Origin of the sequence: Sphingomonas sp. R86520, assembly GCF_042466285.1 — a bacterium.
Lineage (GTDB): Bacteria > Pseudomonadota > Alphaproteobacteria > Sphingomonadales > Sphingomonadaceae > Sphingomonas.
In genome coordinates this window covers 1,765,868-1,781,834 of record NZ_JAXHBZ010000001.1, presented here as the reverse complement: position 1 = coordinate 1,781,834, position 15,967 = coordinate 1,765,868, and the positions used below count along the sequence as shown (strand labels likewise).

At 65.4% G+C, this 15,967-nt stretch carries 10 protein-coding genes; 6 read left to right on the top strand and 4 right to left on the bottom strand.

Translation table 11 applies throughout. The annotated features are described in order from the left end of the window. Positions 1-12 precede the first annotated feature (12 nt). Both SJY41_RS08030 and SJY41_RS08025 read right to left on the bottom strand, forming a co-directional pair. The gene (locus tag SJY41_RS08030; protein ID WP_380780632.1) at positions 13-1,521 is read right to left on the bottom strand and encodes a tryptophan halogenase family protein; all 1,509 of its coding nucleotides are present in this window, start codon (positions 1,519-1,521) and stop codon (positions 13-15) included. Beyond that, on the bottom strand, positions 1,518-1,823 hold the full coding sequence (locus tag SJY41_RS08025; RefSeq protein WP_380780630.1) for a tryptophan 7-halogenase: 306 nt from the start codon (positions 1,821-1,823) through the stop codon (positions 1,518-1,520). Before SJY41_RS08025 ends, SJY41_RS08030 begins: the two co-directional genes overlap by 4 nt. 161 nt (positions 1,824-1,984) lie before the next feature. Here SJY41_RS08025 and SJY41_RS08020 point away from each other — a divergent pair, with 161 nt between their 5' ends. Further along, positions 1,985-5,356, top strand: a complete 3,372-nt coding sequence (locus tag SJY41_RS08020; protein WP_380780629.1) for a TonB-dependent receptor — start codon at positions 1,985-1,987, stop codon at positions 5,354-5,356. Between the two features lie 172 nt (positions 5,357-5,528). Here the strand turns inward: SJY41_RS08020 and SJY41_RS08015 are convergent, their stop codons facing one another. Next, on the bottom strand, positions 5,529-7,727 hold the full coding sequence (locus SJY41_RS08015; RefSeq protein WP_380780627.1) for a xanthine dehydrogenase family protein molybdopterin-binding subunit: 2,199 nt from the start codon (positions 7,725-7,727) through the stop codon (positions 5,529-5,531). Between the two features lie 166 nt (positions 7,728-7,893). Between SJY41_RS08015 and SJY41_RS08010 the strand changes: the two genes are divergently transcribed. The 5 genes from SJY41_RS08010 to SJY41_RS07990 all read left to right on the top strand — a co-directional run bounded on the left by SJY41_RS08010 (position 7,894) and on the right by SJY41_RS07990 (position 14,421). Further along, positions 7,894-8,901 carry a class 1 fructose-bisphosphatase gene (locus tag SJY41_RS08010; protein ID WP_380780625.1) on the top strand — a complete coding sequence of 336 codons (1,008 nt, stop codon included), beginning with the start codon at positions 7,894-7,896 and terminating at the stop codon, positions 8,899-8,901. Positions 8,902-9,105: 204 nt separating this feature from the next. Beyond that, positions 9,106-11,787, top strand: a complete 2,682-nt coding sequence (locus SJY41_RS08005; protein ID WP_380780623.1) for a TonB-dependent receptor — start codon at positions 9,106-9,108, stop codon at positions 11,785-11,787. Beyond that, positions 11,787-12,878, top strand: coding sequence for a Ca2+-dependent phosphoinositide-specific phospholipase C (locus tag SJY41_RS08000; RefSeq protein ID WP_380780621.1), 1,092 nt, complete (start codon positions 11,787-11,789; stop codon positions 12,876-12,878). The genes SJY41_RS08005 and SJY41_RS08000 overlap by 1 nt, the downstream gene beginning before the upstream one ends. Continuing rightward, positions 12,875-14,083 carry a histidine-type phosphatase gene (locus SJY41_RS07995; protein ID WP_380780619.1) on the top strand — a complete coding sequence of 403 codons (1,209 nt, stop codon included), beginning with the start codon at positions 12,875-12,877 and terminating at the stop codon, positions 14,081-14,083. The genes SJY41_RS08000 and SJY41_RS07995 overlap by 4 nt, the downstream gene beginning before the upstream one ends. Before the next feature lie 92 nt (positions 14,084-14,175). Beyond that, positions 14,176-14,421, top strand: coding sequence for a hypothetical protein (locus SJY41_RS07990; RefSeq protein ID WP_380780617.1), 246 nt, complete (start codon positions 14,176-14,178; stop codon positions 14,419-14,421). An 89-nt stretch (positions 14,422-14,510) separates the two neighbouring features. Here the strand turns inward: SJY41_RS07990 and SJY41_RS07985 are convergent, their stop codons facing one another. Continuing rightward, complete coding sequence (locus SJY41_RS07985; protein ID WP_380780616.1) at positions 14,511-15,965, bottom strand: efflux transporter outer membrane subunit; 1,455 nt, start codon at positions 15,963-15,965, stop codon at positions 14,511-14,513. Positions 15,966-15,967: the final 2 nt, after the last annotated feature.

Genomic DNA, 15,967 nt, shown 5'->3' with positions numbered 1-15,967 from the left:
ACAGGGTAGGGCTTACCCCGGCCTGTTCGCATTCAGCCGCGCGAGCGCGTCGGTGTGCGGTGGCATATGTGCCAGCGACGCGGCGACGACGCGTTCGATCTGCGCGAGCCGGTTCGTTGCGGCGTCAAGCGGCACGGCGTCGCAGATCGGATCATGGCCAGCGACCGGGGCATGTTGACCGGTCAGCAGCGCAAGCCAGCTGGTCTCGTTGAACAGCTCGTCCGCCTCGCGGAAGATGCGCCCGCCCGCGCGGAACAAGCCAAGCTTTTCCGCAAGGCCTTCGGGTATCGCGGCGGCGGCCCGTTCCCGCCAGAAGGGTTCGGTGCGCGCGTTCAGATGATAATGCGCCACCAGGAAATCGCGGATGCGGACGAACTCGGCGGTCATGACGCGGTTGTAGCGGTCGACGATCGCGGGGGCAGGGTGGCTGCCGAGGGGCAGCATCTTCAGCAAATGTTGCAGCCCGCTCTGCACCAGATGGATGCTCGTCGATTCGAGCGGTTCCATGAACCCGGCCGCGAGGCCCAGGGCGATGCAGTTGCCGCTCCAGAAGCGATTCCGGTGCCCGGTCGCGAAACGGATCGTGCGAGGCTCGGCAAGGGCGTCGCCTTCAAGGCCCGCGATCAAGGTTGCGGTTGCCTCGTCCTCGCTAAGGTGCCGGCTGGAAAAGACATACCCGTTGCCGGTGCGGTGTTGCAGCGGGATGCGCCAGCGCCATCCGGCGCGTTCGGCAATGGCCCGGGTCAGGGGTAGCGGGGCGGCATCGGCGACCGACGCCACGGCCACGGCACGGTCGCACGGGAGCCATTCCGCCCAGTCGGTCCAGCCGGACTGTAAAGCGCCCTCGATCAACAACGCGCGAAAACCCGAGCAGTCGACGAACAGGTCGCCGGCAATGCGGCTACCATCGGCGAGACGCACCGCGTCGATCTGTCCTGCGGCGTGTTCGACGGAATCGACCAGCCCTTCGCGGCGGACGACCCCGTGCGCCTCGGCCTGGCCACGCAGAAACGTCGCGTAGCGCCCAGCGTCGAAGTGATAGGCGTAACCGATCCGCGAAAGGGGCGAGTCGCCATTGGCGATCGGACGTGAGAAGCGGCCGCTCTCGGCGGCGCGGGCTTCCAACGAATACCGGTCCAATTGTCCGGCCGCGCCGGACTGGCGGACGCGCAGCCACTGCGCGGCAAAGGGTATGCCGGCGATGTCGGTACCGATCTGTCCGAACGGATGGACATAGGCTTCGCCCGGTCGTGTCCAGCCCTCGAACCGGATACCGAGCTTGTAGCTGCCACCGGTCGCACGCAGGAACGCGTCCTCCTCGATTCCCAGCATGGCGTGAAACGTGCGGATCGGCGGGATCGTCGCCTCACCGACGCCGATCGTCGGTATGTCGTCGGATTCGATCAGCGTCACGCGGATGCCGGCTGGTCCCAGCAGCCGGCCGAACGCGGCGGCCGCCATCCACCCCGCAGTCCCGCCGCCGACTATGACGATGCGACGGGCAGCTGGAACCGCAGTCACGCGGCGATCAGTTCGGCGGCAACGTGCGAACGCGGCTGGTTCCGACCGCGGAAGGCGATCTCGCGTTCGAACGTCGTATCGGTGCGTTCGATGAACCGCCTGCGTTCGATACCCGATCTTTGATTAAAGGAACGGCGGGCCGGTATCGTCGCCTTGGGGACATTCCCCATTCCGATCCGTGCCGACTCCGCCGACGTGGCCGCCATCAGCCGTCCATCGGATTGCAGCGTCGACGTCGCGGCGGCGATCCAAGTCGAGGTACCGCCAACACTGGCACCGTTCGGAATCACTCCCAGTCGCATCACTTCAGCCCCTCCGCAGTGTCACAATTCGGTCACGTATATCGTATTTCGCTGCAATTCAGTATTTTACCTCTGGTCTCCTGCGAACCATACGGTTATCAACGATCCCGTGCAAAGTGCTACGTTGAATGTTAGCGCTACCACAGGGTGAGGATTTTGAAATGCGGGTGAGACCGAAATTCGTGGACCTGTCCGGCCGTTCAGTGGCGCTGAAGGGCAGCGTATCGCTAATCGCATTGTGCCTTTCGGCGGCGCCGCAAGCAGCCTTCGCACAACAGGCTGACACTGAAACACGTCAGTCTACGCCGACGCCCAGCGCGATGCAGCGTACCGCACCTTCTGATCGCGCCGCCGCTGATGCTTCAGGTTCGGCCGTCGCGGGCCCGGCGCAGCCCTCGGCGAACGCGCAGGTTCCCTCGGGTGGCGTAACGCCGACCCGTGCCGAAGAATCCACCGCGACCCCGCAGGACGAAGCGTCCAATCAGGATATCGTCGTGACCGGCATCCGCCGGAGCCTGCAAAGCGCACAGGCGATCAAGAAGAATTCCGAAGTCGTCGTCGACTCGATCTCTGCAGAAGATATCGGGGCGCTGCCTGACCGGTCGGTGACCGAGGCGCTGCAGCGCGTTCCTGGCGTGTCGATCAGCCATTTCTCGGCCGGCGTCGATCCCGACCATTTCTCGACCGAAGGCTCCGGCGTCGTCGTCCGCGGGCTGACCTACACGCGGTCTGAAATCAACGGCCGGGATTCATTCAGCGCCAACAACGGCCGTGGCCTGTCGTTTGCCGACGTACCATCGGAATTGCTCGGCGGCGTCGACGTCTTCAAGAGCCCGTCGGCCGATATGATCGAGGGCGGCATCGCTGGTACGGTCAACCTGCGTACCAGGCTTCCCTTCGACTCCAGCGGCCTCACGCTGGGCGGCACGCTCGAGAACAATTACGGCGACTTCGTCAAGAAATCCGCCCCGACTGTGTCCGTACTCGCGAGCGACCGCTGGCAGACCGGCATCGGCCAGTTCGGCATTCTAGGCAGCTTCGTGCGGTCCCAGGTCCGTTCGCGTGCCGACAGCGTCCAGATCTCGAACTGGGGCGAGCGCGTACTGACCGGTTCGGGGGCGCTGCTTCAGCCACTCGATGCCAACAACGTGCCCAATGTCGGTACGACGGTGTACGTGCCGCGCGGTGCGGCGATCCGCAGCCAGGAATTCAATCGTACGCGCTATGGCTATTCGGCCGCTGGCCAGTGGCGGAGCAACGACGAGAAGATGACCGCGACCGCGCAGTTCCTGCGGTCGGACTCCCGCGAGGCCTGGACCGAGAACTCGATCGAGGTCGCGACCGACAACGTCTTGAGCGCCGGCGACTCGCAGCCTTTCCCGGGCACGAGCTTCACCTATGACGCGGACAACGCGTTCACGAGCGGTCTGATCACGGGCCCGAACGGCTACCGTGCCGATCAGGGCACCGATATGCGCACGCCAACCAACGGCCTGCAGAGCAACAACATTGCGCGCGGCAACACGTCTCGCTTCGTCACCAACGATGCCAGCTTGAACCTCAAATGGCAGCCGACGACGCGCCTGGGCGTCACGGTGGATTACCAGCATGTCTGGTCGAAGGTGAACGTCACCGACCTGACGGTCTGGGGCACGACGTATCAGAACGCCGACATCCGCCTGAACGGCAATGATCCGGCTTACGTCAACTTCGTCCCGGTCACCAACCAGCCGAACAATTACCAGAACGCAGTGCATCCGAGCTATCTCGATCCGTATAACAGCTTCTACCGCTCGGCGATGGACCATATCGAGGACAGCAAGGGCGACGAGGACGCTGCGCGGATCGATCTCGACTATTCGTTCCCCGAGGACAGCTGGCTGACCTCGATCCGGGCCGGCTATCGCTTTTCCGATCGGCAGAACGAGGCCCGCTCGACCGCCTATAACTGGGGCGTGCTCAGCGAGATCTGGGGCGGCGGCACCAATGCGGCCGGCGCCTCGGTGGGCGCGGGCGGTCCGGTCTGGTTCGACCGGCCGATCGATGGCAATCCGGCGACCCGTACGACCGGCGAGACCGGGCCGCAGCAGGCGTTCTTGTACGAGAACTTCTTCCGCGGGCAGGCGAACGATCCGTCGAACGGCGGTCGCGTGTTCTATCCGGGCAGTGCGCTGCAGGACTATGGCACAGCGGTTCAGCAGATCAGCCAGATCGCGCATGAATGGCGTGACTTCACGTCGAACAATTCCGGTGCCGATGGCTGGGTGCCGTTGGCGCAGCGGGCCGGCGTGATCGCGGGCACGCCGTTCCGTCCGGGCGAGGTCAACCCGGTCAGCGAACGCAATAACGCCGCCTATGTTTCGGTCCGGTTCGGCAACGATCTGTCGAACGGGTGGAACCTCAGCGGCAATGTCGGCGTGCGCTACACCAAGACACGGCGCATCTCGTCCGGCTTCTTCTCGTTCCCGAACCAGTCGTTCAATTGCGTCCCACCCGCGAACGGCGCTGCGATCTCGCGATTCTGTTCGTTGCCGCTCGCGACGCAGCAGGCCGCCGTGGCCTTCCAGAACGGCGCCCTCATCCCCAACGATGCGAGGCTGACCTACGATTACTTCCTGCCGAGCTTCAACGCGAAACTGGCGGTCGGCGGTGGCCTGCAGTTCCGGGCAGCGTTCAACAAAAGCGTCGCGCCGCCCGATTTCGGGCAGACCCGGTCGTTCTATAACATCAACCTGAATACCAGCGACCAGACCATCCTGTTCAACAACGGCGCCGTCGCCATCTTCGACGTCGGAAATCCCGACCTGAAGCCGGTTCGTGCGGACAATTACGATCTCACCGCGGAATGGTATTTCTCCAGCGTCGGTCAGCTTACATTCTCGGCTTTCGCCAAGAATCTGTACGGCGTGCAGTCGGTGGGAACGCAGCGCCTGAGCTTCACCAACAACGGTGCGACGTTCGATGCGATCGTGACGACGCCGCTGAACTCCGCCGATACCGGCAAGGTTCGCGGGTTCGAGGTGGGCTATCAACAAACCTACGGGTTCCTGCCGTCGGTCCTCGGCGGTCTGGGATTGTCGGCGAACTTTACCTTCGTGCATTCGACCGGCGTATCGCAGCAGCAACTGGATCCGAGCGATCCGAACGTCGCTGCCGGGATCATCTCGTCGGTCGATACCGGCAAACTGCCGTTGCAGGGATTGTCGAAATACCAGTTCAACATCGGTCCGTTCTATCAACGCAACGGCCTGGAGTTGCGTGCGGCGTATAACTGGCGATCGCGCAACCTGTTGACGATCCGCGACGTAATCACGCCGTTCGCACCCGTTTATGCGGAATCCTACGGCCAGCTCGACGCATCGGTGTTCTTTGCGGTGACTCCGTCGATCCGGATGGGCTTCCAGGGCGTGAACCTGACCAAGTCGGTGACGCGTACGTCGTATGTCATCAACGACGATCTGCTGACGCGTCCGCGCAACTGGTTCATCAGCGACCGGCGCTTCAGTTTCTCGATCCGCGCCGCGTTCAAGTAAGGGCAGGCGAAAGGCTCCGATGCGTCTCTAGATACGGGGTATCCATCGTCCGCTGGATACCCCCACAGAGAGGGCAATGACGTGCCGGTCGAGCAGGATGGCGACCTCGCCGGTCATATTGACGCCCCGGACGTGGGAAGATCGGGCTGCGAGGCTTCTCGCGGATGCTCGCCTAGACGGCACCAAGAAGGTCTTCGACGCGGATCGGGAGATTCCGCACGCGGATGCCGGTCGCGTTGAAAACGGCATTCGCGATGGCCGCGTTGACACCGATGATGCCGATCTCGCCCAGACCTTTGACATGCTCGGCGTTTACCGCTGCGTCGTCGTCAGGCACCATGATCGCTTCGATGTCGCCGACATCTGCTGCGGTCGGCACGAGATACTCCTCGAGATCGCGATTCATGTAGACGCCGGTGCGCGGATCGATCTCGGTTTTTTCGAACAGCGCCGAACTCTGTCCCCAGATCATGCCGCCGAGAAGCTGGCTGCGTGCCGTCAGCGGATTGAGCACGCGGCCCGCGGCGAACGCCCCGACATGGCGGACCACACGGACTTCCCCGGTCGCGGCGTGTACTTTCACTTCCACCATATGCGCGCCGAACGCCCACGCCAGTTGGTTTTCCGAGCCGGCCAGCAGTTTGATGTGACCGTCACGCAGCGCAGCCAGGGCCTTCTCGTCCGCGCCGGGCGGGAGATAATCCAGTGTCACCTCGCGCGCGCCTGCCGGTTTGCGGAGCAACGCGGTGCAGGCTTCACGCAGCGCATTCGCCAGGCTAGTCGTGGTGGACGAGCCACCGGATATTCCGGCGTGCGGCAGCGCGCTGTCGCCAAGGAGCACGGTCACGCGATCGAGCGGTACGTCGAGCCGCTCCGAGGCGATCGTCGCGAGCACCGTGTACAGGCCGTTACCGATCTCGTGATGCGCCGTCTCCACCCGCACGGCGCCGGACGCATCCTGTACGACCCGCACCGAAACGGGTCCGAGCTTGACGGGTCTGGCGGCCGCTGCGCAGCCGTGACCGATCCACCACCCGTCGCGCAACGTGCTGCGCGGTTCGGGCATACGGCGTCCCCAGTCGAACGCTTCCGCGGCTGCATCGAAACAGCGCATCAGCGGCCGCGTGGTGAACCGCTTTCCGGTGACGGGATCGGCGTCGGTATCGTTACGGCGGCGCAGTTCGACGGGGTCGAGATCGAGCGCATGGGCAAGCTCGTCCATGGCGCTTTCGAGCGCGAACAGGAACGGCACTTCGGGTGGCGCGCGCATCGGGCCGGGGGTGTTGCGATCGACCCGACCCAGGCGCTCTTCGCACGCGACCGCATCCGCGTGGTACAATGCGGTCGACACGTCGGTGCCTTCCATCGCGAAATTGTCGAAGCGTGAGCTCACGGTCGCGGCGTCGTGGCCGATACCCAGCAACCGACCTCGTTTATCTGCGCCCAGGCGAAGGCGGTGACTGGTTTCCGTCCGATGATTGGCGACGGTGAACTGATCACGGCGCGACACATCCAGCCTGACCGGACGCCCTAGCCGACGGGCCGCCAGCGCGCAGATTGCGGTATGCTGCGACAGGGCCAGCTTCGCGCCGAAGTGCCCGCCGATGAAATGCGAAATCACGCGCACCTGTTCCGGCGCAATGCCCAACTGCGCGGCGAGCCCGTGCTGTGCGGCGCCGATATAGCGGGTCGGTTCGTGGACCGTCAGCATGTCGCCGTTCCACTGGCAGGTGGTGCCGGGCAGTTCGATCGGATTGTGATGCTGTACCGGGGTCGTGTAACGTTCGTCGACCGTGACCGCAGCCGCCGCGAGCGCTGCCAGCAGATCGCCCTTCTCACGCGCGTGGTGTTCGGGATCGATCGCGGTAAGCGGTTGCGTGACGCAGCCCGGATCGGTCAAAGCGACGACCGGTTGCTCGGCGTGATACGAAAGCCGCATCGCGGCCGCGCCGGCCTGGGCATTTTCGAGCGTATCGGCGGCGACCATCGCGACGATCTGGCCGGCATAGCGGATTTCGGACGACGCGAGCGGCCGCCAACTACTGTTCGTCCAGCCGCCCTCCATCAGGTGGTCGATCGGTCGGATCGCGTCGCCGACCTCCTTGTAGGTCAGGATCAGCATCACCCCCGGGGCGGAGGCGGCAGCGTCCTTGTAAATGTCGGTGATGTGTCCGCGCGCGATCGGACTGACGACCAGCGCGGCGTGGGCAAGGTTCGGAACGGCCACGTCACCTGGGAAATCCGCCATCCCGCGCACCTTCAGGGGGCCATCGATCCGCGTTTGCGGTTCACCGACACGCGTGACGCCACCGTGCGTTTGCGCCCGGATCCCGAACCCTGAACGTCGGTTCGGCGAAGACGAAATCACCATCACACCTCCTGCTCGGTCGGAAACGAATACCGGTCCAAACCGCGCCGGCTGGTCAACGTCCGACAACGACTTTTGGCACAGCCGAATAGCGTTAAAGCGGATGGCGCAACGTCGTCACACAGGCTAGCCAGTGGCATCTTTTCCTTAAATTGCAGGCCGGAGCTCGATGAAGCGCAAGACCCTGACCCAGTTTTTGATCGAACAACAACGCGAGGCTGGGACTCTGCAGCCGCAACTTCGCCTTCTGATCGAGGTCGTGGCCCGGTCCTGCAAGGCGATCAGCCATTCCATCAGCAAAGGCGCGCTCGGCGGCGTACTCGGCAGTCTGGACAGTGAGAACGTCCAGGGCGAAGTGCAGAAAAAGCTCGACGTGATCGCCAACGAAATGCTGCTTGAGGCCAACGAGTGGGGCGGGCATCTGGCAGCGATGGCGTCGGAGGAGATGGAAACGATCCATCTCGTGCCCAATCGGTACCCGCAAGGCGAATATCTGTTGCTGTTCGATCCGATCGACGGCTCGAGCAACATCGATGTCGATCTGTCGGTCGGCACGATCTTTTCCGTGCTTCGCGCACCCGCACGCGTGGAAGGCAAGGATGTCGTCGAGGACGACTTCCTGCAGAAGGGCGAATTTCAGGTTGCGGCCGGCTATGCCGTCTACGGACCGCAGACGATCCTCGTCCTTACGCTGGGCGCCGGGGTGCATGAATTCACGCTGGACCGCGAGATCGGGTCGTGGGTGATGACCGATACCGACATGAAGATCCCCGCCGGCAAGCGTGAGTTTGCGATCAACATGTCCAATGCACGGCAATGGTCGCCGGCAGTGCACCGCTTCATCGACGACCGCGTCGCCGGAACGCAGGGCGTTCTGGGCGCCGATTACAACATGCGCTGGACCGGCTCGATGGTTGCGGACGTTCACCGTATCCTGAAGCGTGGCGGCGTGTTCCTGTACCCGCGCGACGTCACCAAGCCCGGGAAGGTCGGCAAGTTGCGGCTGATGTACGAGGGCAACCCGATGGCGATGTTGATGGAGCAGGCCGGCGGCGCGGCGAGCGACGGCGAAGAGCGGATCATGACGATCTCGCCAACCGCCCTGCATCAACGCGTGGGATTGATCATGGGCGATCCTGCGGAGGTCGAGGCACTGACCAGCGCGTATCGGAACTGACGTCGGCAGCTCCGCGGCGAAGGTCGTCACATTGCGTCAGCGCAGACATGCGGCTTGATGTCCCTGTGTTATTCTGTTGTGCGGTGCAACAATTCTGACGCTAGATCGTAACGCCTCTGAAACGATCAGGCCGTCAAACCGCAACATGCGCTTTCTAAAGCCTCCCTCGTTCGGACCGGTTGGTCCGGGGGGAGAACACACGACATGTTGCATTATTCGCGCCTGCTTTTGGCGACGCTGCCGCTTACGCTCGCGGCTCTGGGCGCCGGTCAATCGGCCAGCGCGCAGACCAACGCTGGCGCGTCCAGCGCGAACAGCGGGACGACTGCTACCGATATCGCGGTCGATTCCAGCACCGATACCGCCCAGGATATCGTCGTCACCGGCTCCTATGCGCGCAGCCTCGCCGCGGCGACCGAGACCAAGCGGCAGGCCGGCTACGGCGTGGACGCGATCAACGCGACCGACATCGGCAAGTTTCCCGCGCAGAACGTCGCCGAAGCGCTGCAGCTCGTTCCCGGCGTCACCATCACCCGCCCGCGCGGCGAGGGCCTGTACGTCAGCGTCCGCGGGCTTGGCCCGCAGTTCCAGAGCACGCTGCTCAACGGCCGCCCGGTGGCGATCAACGACCTGATCGAGAATGGCGGCGCGAACGGTCGCCAGTTCCGTTTCGAGATGCTGCCGGCCGAGTTCGTGTCGCAGATCGACGTGGTCAAGACGCCGACCTCGGACATGACCGAGGGCGCGCTGGGCGGCAATATCGACGTGAAGACGTTCCGCCCGCTCGACGTCGGCAACAAGACGACGCTGAACCTGCGCGGCACCTACACGACCCTGACCGACAAGGTGAAGCCCAACGCCACCGTGCTGACCAGCGCCAAGACCGACGACGGCACGTTCGGCATCCTGGCCGGCGCGCAATATTGGGGCAAGGAGGTGCGCAACGACCGGCTCTACAATACCGGCTGGTATCTCGATAAGTTCGCCTCGACGCTGGGGACCGGCTTCTACACGCCCGGACGCACGCGACCGACCGTCGAAACCGAGGATCGCAAGCGCCTGTCGGGCATGATTTCGGCGCAGTGGAAGCCCAGCGCCGAGCTGGAGACTACGCTCGACATACTCGCGACCCGGCTCGACATCGCCTATGACGAATACGGCCTCGATATCTATCCGGACGATGCCAGCGTCGCCGGTCACAAGCCGGTGCTGGTCCCCGGATCGGTCAAGCTCGATGGCAACACGGTGGTCGCCGCGACGATCAACGACGTGCGTTTCATGGGCACGCGCGAATACAGCCTCAACCGCCACGACCTGATCACGGTGGGGCTGAAGCAGGCCTGGACACCGGACGGCTGGCACGTCGTCGCCAACGCCAACTGGTCGTTCGCGCACAGCTATCATCCGAGCAACGCGGAGGGGACGGTACGCAGCCGCATCCAGTTCTTCGCGCCGCTGACCTATGATTCATCGGGCGGCTATCAGGTGATCCCGACCCTTTCGACGCCGGTCAACGTCCTCGATCCTGCCAATTATACGCTCTACCCCTTCAATATCGCGCCCAAGAACAGCAAGGATTGGGACACGTACGGACGGCTCGATGTCGATCACGACATGGACGGTTTCATCACCAAGCTGGCCGCTGGCGGCGAGTATCACTGGCGCAAGCGCGACTATCGCCGTCGTGACTTCACGGTGAACCCGGCCGCCAACACGTCGCTCACCAGCTTCGCGCCCAACGGCTACGAACAGCTGCCGTTCGACGATTTCCTGTCGGGCGTTAGCGGCAACGTCCCGCGCACCTGGCTCGTGCCGATCACGAGCGTGTTCTACGACAAGCTGTTCACCGACGCGATCGCCAACAGCCCGCTGTCGGCGGGCGACCTGCGCGCATCCTATGTCGTCACGGAGAAGACCGCGGGCGGCTATGTCCGTGCGGACTATGCGTTCCCGGTCGGCAGCGTGGCGGTCACCGGCAATGCCGGCGTGCGCTATGTCCATACCGATCAGGTGGCGAGCGGGAATCTGACCGCGGGCAATGTGGTCACCCCGGCACGTTTCCCGCAGACGTTCAGCAACTGGTTGCCGAGCTTCAATTTGCGCGCCGAGCTGTCCCGCGATCTGGTCGGGCGCCTTGCCGCCAGCCGGGTGCTCACGCGGCCGAACGTGACGCAGAGCGCGCCGCAGATCAGCGTCTCGACCGACCAGCCGACCGCAAGCGGCGGCAACCCGGCATTGCAGCCGTTCCTCGCCACGCAGTTCGACGGCTCGCTCGAATGGTATTTCAACCGCTCCGGCTCGCTCACCGGCGCGTTGTTCTACAAGGCGATGGACGACTACATCACCGCGCAGAACATCAACGTCGAGATCCCCGGCCGCGGCACCGTGCTGCTCAGCACGCAGGTCAACGGCGGCAGCGCCAAGGTCTACGGTGCCGAAGCAGCCTATAACCAGGTGTTCACGTTCCTGCCGGCTCCGTTCGACGGGCTCGGCGTGCAGGCCTCCTATACGCACACGTCGGTGCAGGCGAGCTACACCGCGGGCGCGCGACCGATCAAGGATCAGCTGATCGGTCTGTCGAAGAACAGCTTCAACGTGGTCGGCTTCTACGACAAGGGACCGCTGGCGGCGCGGATCTCCTATACCTGGCGCGACAAGTATCTGTCGGGCATCGGCAGCACCACGCAGGTGCCGACCTATGTCGCGGCGTTCGGATCGCTGGACGGTAATATCTCGGTGCGTGCGACGAACGCGCTGACCTTCAGCGTCGAGGCGATCAACATCGCCAATGCCAACACCTATAGCTACAATGACAAGGAGCTTCAGTTCGGCGAGATCAACAATTACGGCCGGACCATCCTGTTCGGCGTGCGGGCGCAGTTCTGATGCTCAGGGCAATGCTCCTCGTCGCCGCCGCGCTGGTTTCGACCGGTGCTGCGGCACAGCGAGCGATGAACGACATCCAGGTCGTCGGTTCGCACAACAGCTTCAAGGCACGGATCCCGACCGCGGTGATGGCAAAGCTGCGCGCGGCCGAGCCGCGGTTGGCGGAAGGGCTGGACTATTACCACCTCCCGCTGTCGCAACAGCTCGATCGCGGCGTGCGCCAGATCGAGATCGACGTCTTCGCCGACCCCGAGGGCGCGCGCTACGCGTCGCCGAAGGGCGAGGCATGGGCAAAGGCCGCCGGCGAAACCACGAGCTTCGATCACGCGGCGATGCTCAAGCCCGGGTTCAAGGTCTTCCACATCCCCGATATCGACTACATCAGCACCTGTGTGACGCTGCTGCGCTGCCTCGGTGAGGTCGACCGCTGGTCGCGGGCGCACCCGCGGCATCTGCCGATCATGGTCACGATCAACGCAGCCGACACCGCGTCGGCGCGGCCGGGGATCAGCAGCCCCATACCGCTCGACGACAAGACGCTGCTCGATTCACTCGACGGGGAGATCCGATCGGTGCTGCCGGGTAAGCGGCTGATTACGCCGGACGAGGTGCGCGGTACGGCACCCAGCTTGCGCGAGGCGGTACATGCACACGGCTGGCCAACATTGGCGGCGGCGCGGGGGCGGATCTACATATTGCTCGACGTGCGCAAGTCCGTGTCGGACGTCTACCGCGACGGCCATCCTTCGCTCGCCGGTCGGGCGATGTTCGGCTGGTACCCGGACGACCAGCCCGAGTCCGCGATCCAGATCGTCCAGGATCCGCTGGTCGATGGCGAACGCATCCGCCGCTGGGTCGGCGAGGGCGTGATCGTCCGCACGCGCACCGACGCCAACACGGTGGAAGCCCGCAATCGCGACTATTCCAAGGCGAGTGCGGCGATGGCGAGCGGCGCACAGGCGGTCAGCACCGACTATTACCCCGGGGCGCCCGATCCGCTGCATGCGCGCTTCGCGGTGACGCTGGCGGGGAAGGCGATGGCGCGCTGCAGTCCGGTGCGCGTTCCCGGCGGGTGTAACTTGAAGCCATGAGGATCAAGCTGCTCAGTACCCTGTGCGCCGCCGCCGGGCTGCTGGTCGGGCCGTTTGCCGTTGCCGCGCCGAAGCGCGTCCTGGTGATCGAGCGCGCGGTGCTGGTCATGCGGCACGGCATCCGTGCGCCGCTCGACGGTGAGGTGCTGGCGGACACGCGAACCGGCGCACCGTGGCCGACCTGGCCGGTGGCGGAAAGCCGGATCACGCCCCACGGCGTGCGAGCGCTTGAGCAGGTGGCGGCTTACGACCGGCAGCTGCTCGTTGCGCACGGATTGCTCAGGGCGAGTGGGTGCCCGGCGATCCGGATCAAGACCAACAGTTCGGAGCGGACGATCGCCAGCGGGAAGGCCTATGCGGCGGGTTTTGCGCCCAGCTGCAATTTCGGCATCGCGCATGAACCGCTGGGTGTCGCCGACCCGATCTTCGAGCCGCTGCGCGCGCGGGCCACGGACTTCGACGCGGCCGCCGCGATCGCTTCCATCAACCGTGAGACGGGCGGCATGGCGGCGCTCGTCCGACGTCACGGCGCGGCGCTCGCCCGTCTCGACGAGGTGTTGGGCTGTACGGCGGTGGAGCGGGGATGCGTGCCTGCCGGCACAGCTGCGGTTGGTCCGAGCGCCGACGGCCATGATCTCGTCCTGGCGGGGCCGATCCGTGCCGCCTCCGGTATTGCCCAGGTACTGCTGCTGGAGGAGGTCGAGGGCCTGCCGCGCGAAAGCGTCGGTTGGGGGCGTGCGGATCCTGTGACGCTCGAGCAGCTCGGCGCGCTTCATGCCGCGTTGTTCGCCGTGTTCACCCACCCGCCCTATATGGCGGCGCACCAGGCCGCCGTGCTTGGCCGCGCGGTGTTGGCGTCCTTGTCGGCGACGGGACCGCGGCTGACGGTATTCATGGGGCATGACACCAACGTCACGGCACTCGCCGCCGCGCTTCGGGTCGACCTCAGGGCGCCGGGCTATGCCATCAACGACGTTCCGCCGGGCGGGGCGCTGCTGATCGAACGCCTGCGGGACGCGCGCACCGGGGCGCGGTTCGTCCGGGTGTCGTACCGTACGCAGTCGCCTGCGACGCTTCGGGGGCTCGGGCAGTCGGCTTCGCTCGTGGCGCTGAAGATCCCGGGTTGTGCGGGCCTGTTGTGTCCTGCCGCAACGTTTTCCAGGCTGCTCGGGTCACATCTGGCTCCGCTCCAGATACGCAGATGATGTCCGCGCATTCTTGCCGGACCGGCAGGGGACGTGCGCAACGCCGAAGGCCAACGCGCCGAGATAATCCAGCTGTTCGATGCCGTCCCGCATTGACCAGCGCCGGCATCAAAGGCCATCAGGCACCGATGACGAAAAGCAAGGGACGTACGGGCGCACATGCACGCGCCAACATCCAGCCCCCGCCGACGCCCGCCGAGCTCGAAGCGGCCAAGCGGGAGGTTGTGCAGATCGAGGGACGTCTTGCCGGTCTGGCTGCCGGGCATCCTTCGGTAAAAATATGGAAGGCTCGGCTTCGTCCGGCGCAGGCGATTATCGCACGCGCCCCCCGCGACTGAGAGCTGCGCGCCCGGTCGGCGTCAGACCGGATACCGCAGGAAAATTACAGAGGCCGAACCGCCAGGATGGCCGCTGTCGTCGCACGTCATCATCGGCCGGGGGCTTGCCCGGTCCATCCGCCCGCGGTTGCGGCGTAGAGCCGCGCGACGTTCAAAAGTTGGCGGGTACGTGCCAGCACCAGGCCGTTGCGCGAGCGTTGATACAGGCGTTCCGATTCCAGCACCTGGAGGATACCGGAATTGCCGACGTCGAAGCTGCGGCGCGACAAATGCCGCGAGCGATCGGCGACCGAGACGGAGTCGTTCTGGTTGGTAACCGAGCGTGCGTCGCTCTGGATCGCGGACAGGACGTCGGCGACCTGGCCGAATGCGGTCAGCATGGTCTGGCGATAGGTGGCCTCGCTTGCCCGTGCGCGGTCGATCGCGGCCGCGCGCTGCGCCTTCAGGGTGCCGCCGTGGAAGATCGGCGCGGTCAGCCCGGCGAAGATGTCGTAACCCCGGAACGCGTTCTTCAAGAGGCCGTCGACCCCCGGTGCGCCCTGCGTCAGCGTCGCGCCGAGCGTGATGTCCGGATAGAGCCGCGCCGTCGCGACGCCGATCGCAGCCGCGGCGGCGTGGAGATCGGCTTCGGCCTGGAGGATGTCCGGGCGGCGGTGGACCAGCTCGGAGGGCAGCGCGACGGGGATCGACGCGGGCAGAGTCAGCCGGTCGAAGTCGATGTCGGTCGGCCCCAGATCGGCGGGCGCGATCCCGGCCAGAGTCGCCAGTAGATGGCGAGCCTCGGCGAGTTGCTGATCGAGTTGCGGCAGGTCGGCGCGGTCGGCGGCGTACTGGCTCTCGGCGTTGAGTACCTCCACCAGCGTGCCGTCGCCGCCCGTCCGACGCTTGCGGGTCAGGTCGACGTTGCGCTGATCGTCCGCGAGCAGCGTGTTGGCGGTGGCGATCTGCGCGCGGATCGCGGCGATCGTCAGGACCTGCGTGACGACCTGGCCGGCGATCGACAGATGCGCGGCCTCGGTCTGGCGTTGCTGCGCCTCGACTTGCGCCGCGCTCTGCTCGATCTGGCGACGCAGGCCGCCGAACAGGTCGAGGTCGTAGCTGACTCCGCCGCCCGCCGAATAGAGCAGGAATTCGGGGTTGCCGCCGGTCGCGAGCGGGTTCGAGCCGGAGAAGCCGAAGCCTGCGAGATTGACCTGTTGCTGGTCGACCCGCGCGTTCGCGTCGACCTGCGGCAGGCGGCGGCCGGCGACCGCGCGCAGTTCGTGTCGGGCCGCGTCGAGCGTGGCGTTGCTGGCGGCGAGGCTCTGGTTGTTGGCCATTGCCCGGTCGACCAGCGCGTCGAGTTCGGGCGATCCGAACGCGGTCCACCAGCGCGACGCGGGGCCGGCGCCGAGCGCAATGCCCGGTGTTCCCGGCGACGGCGCCGACCGCTCGTTCGCGCCGAGATAGGTCGTGGCCGTCGGCGCCTGCGGCGGCGCGAAGTTCGGGCCGACCGTGCAGCCTGCCAGTGCGCTGGCGGCGAGAAGAAGGGGAAGATAGCGCATGA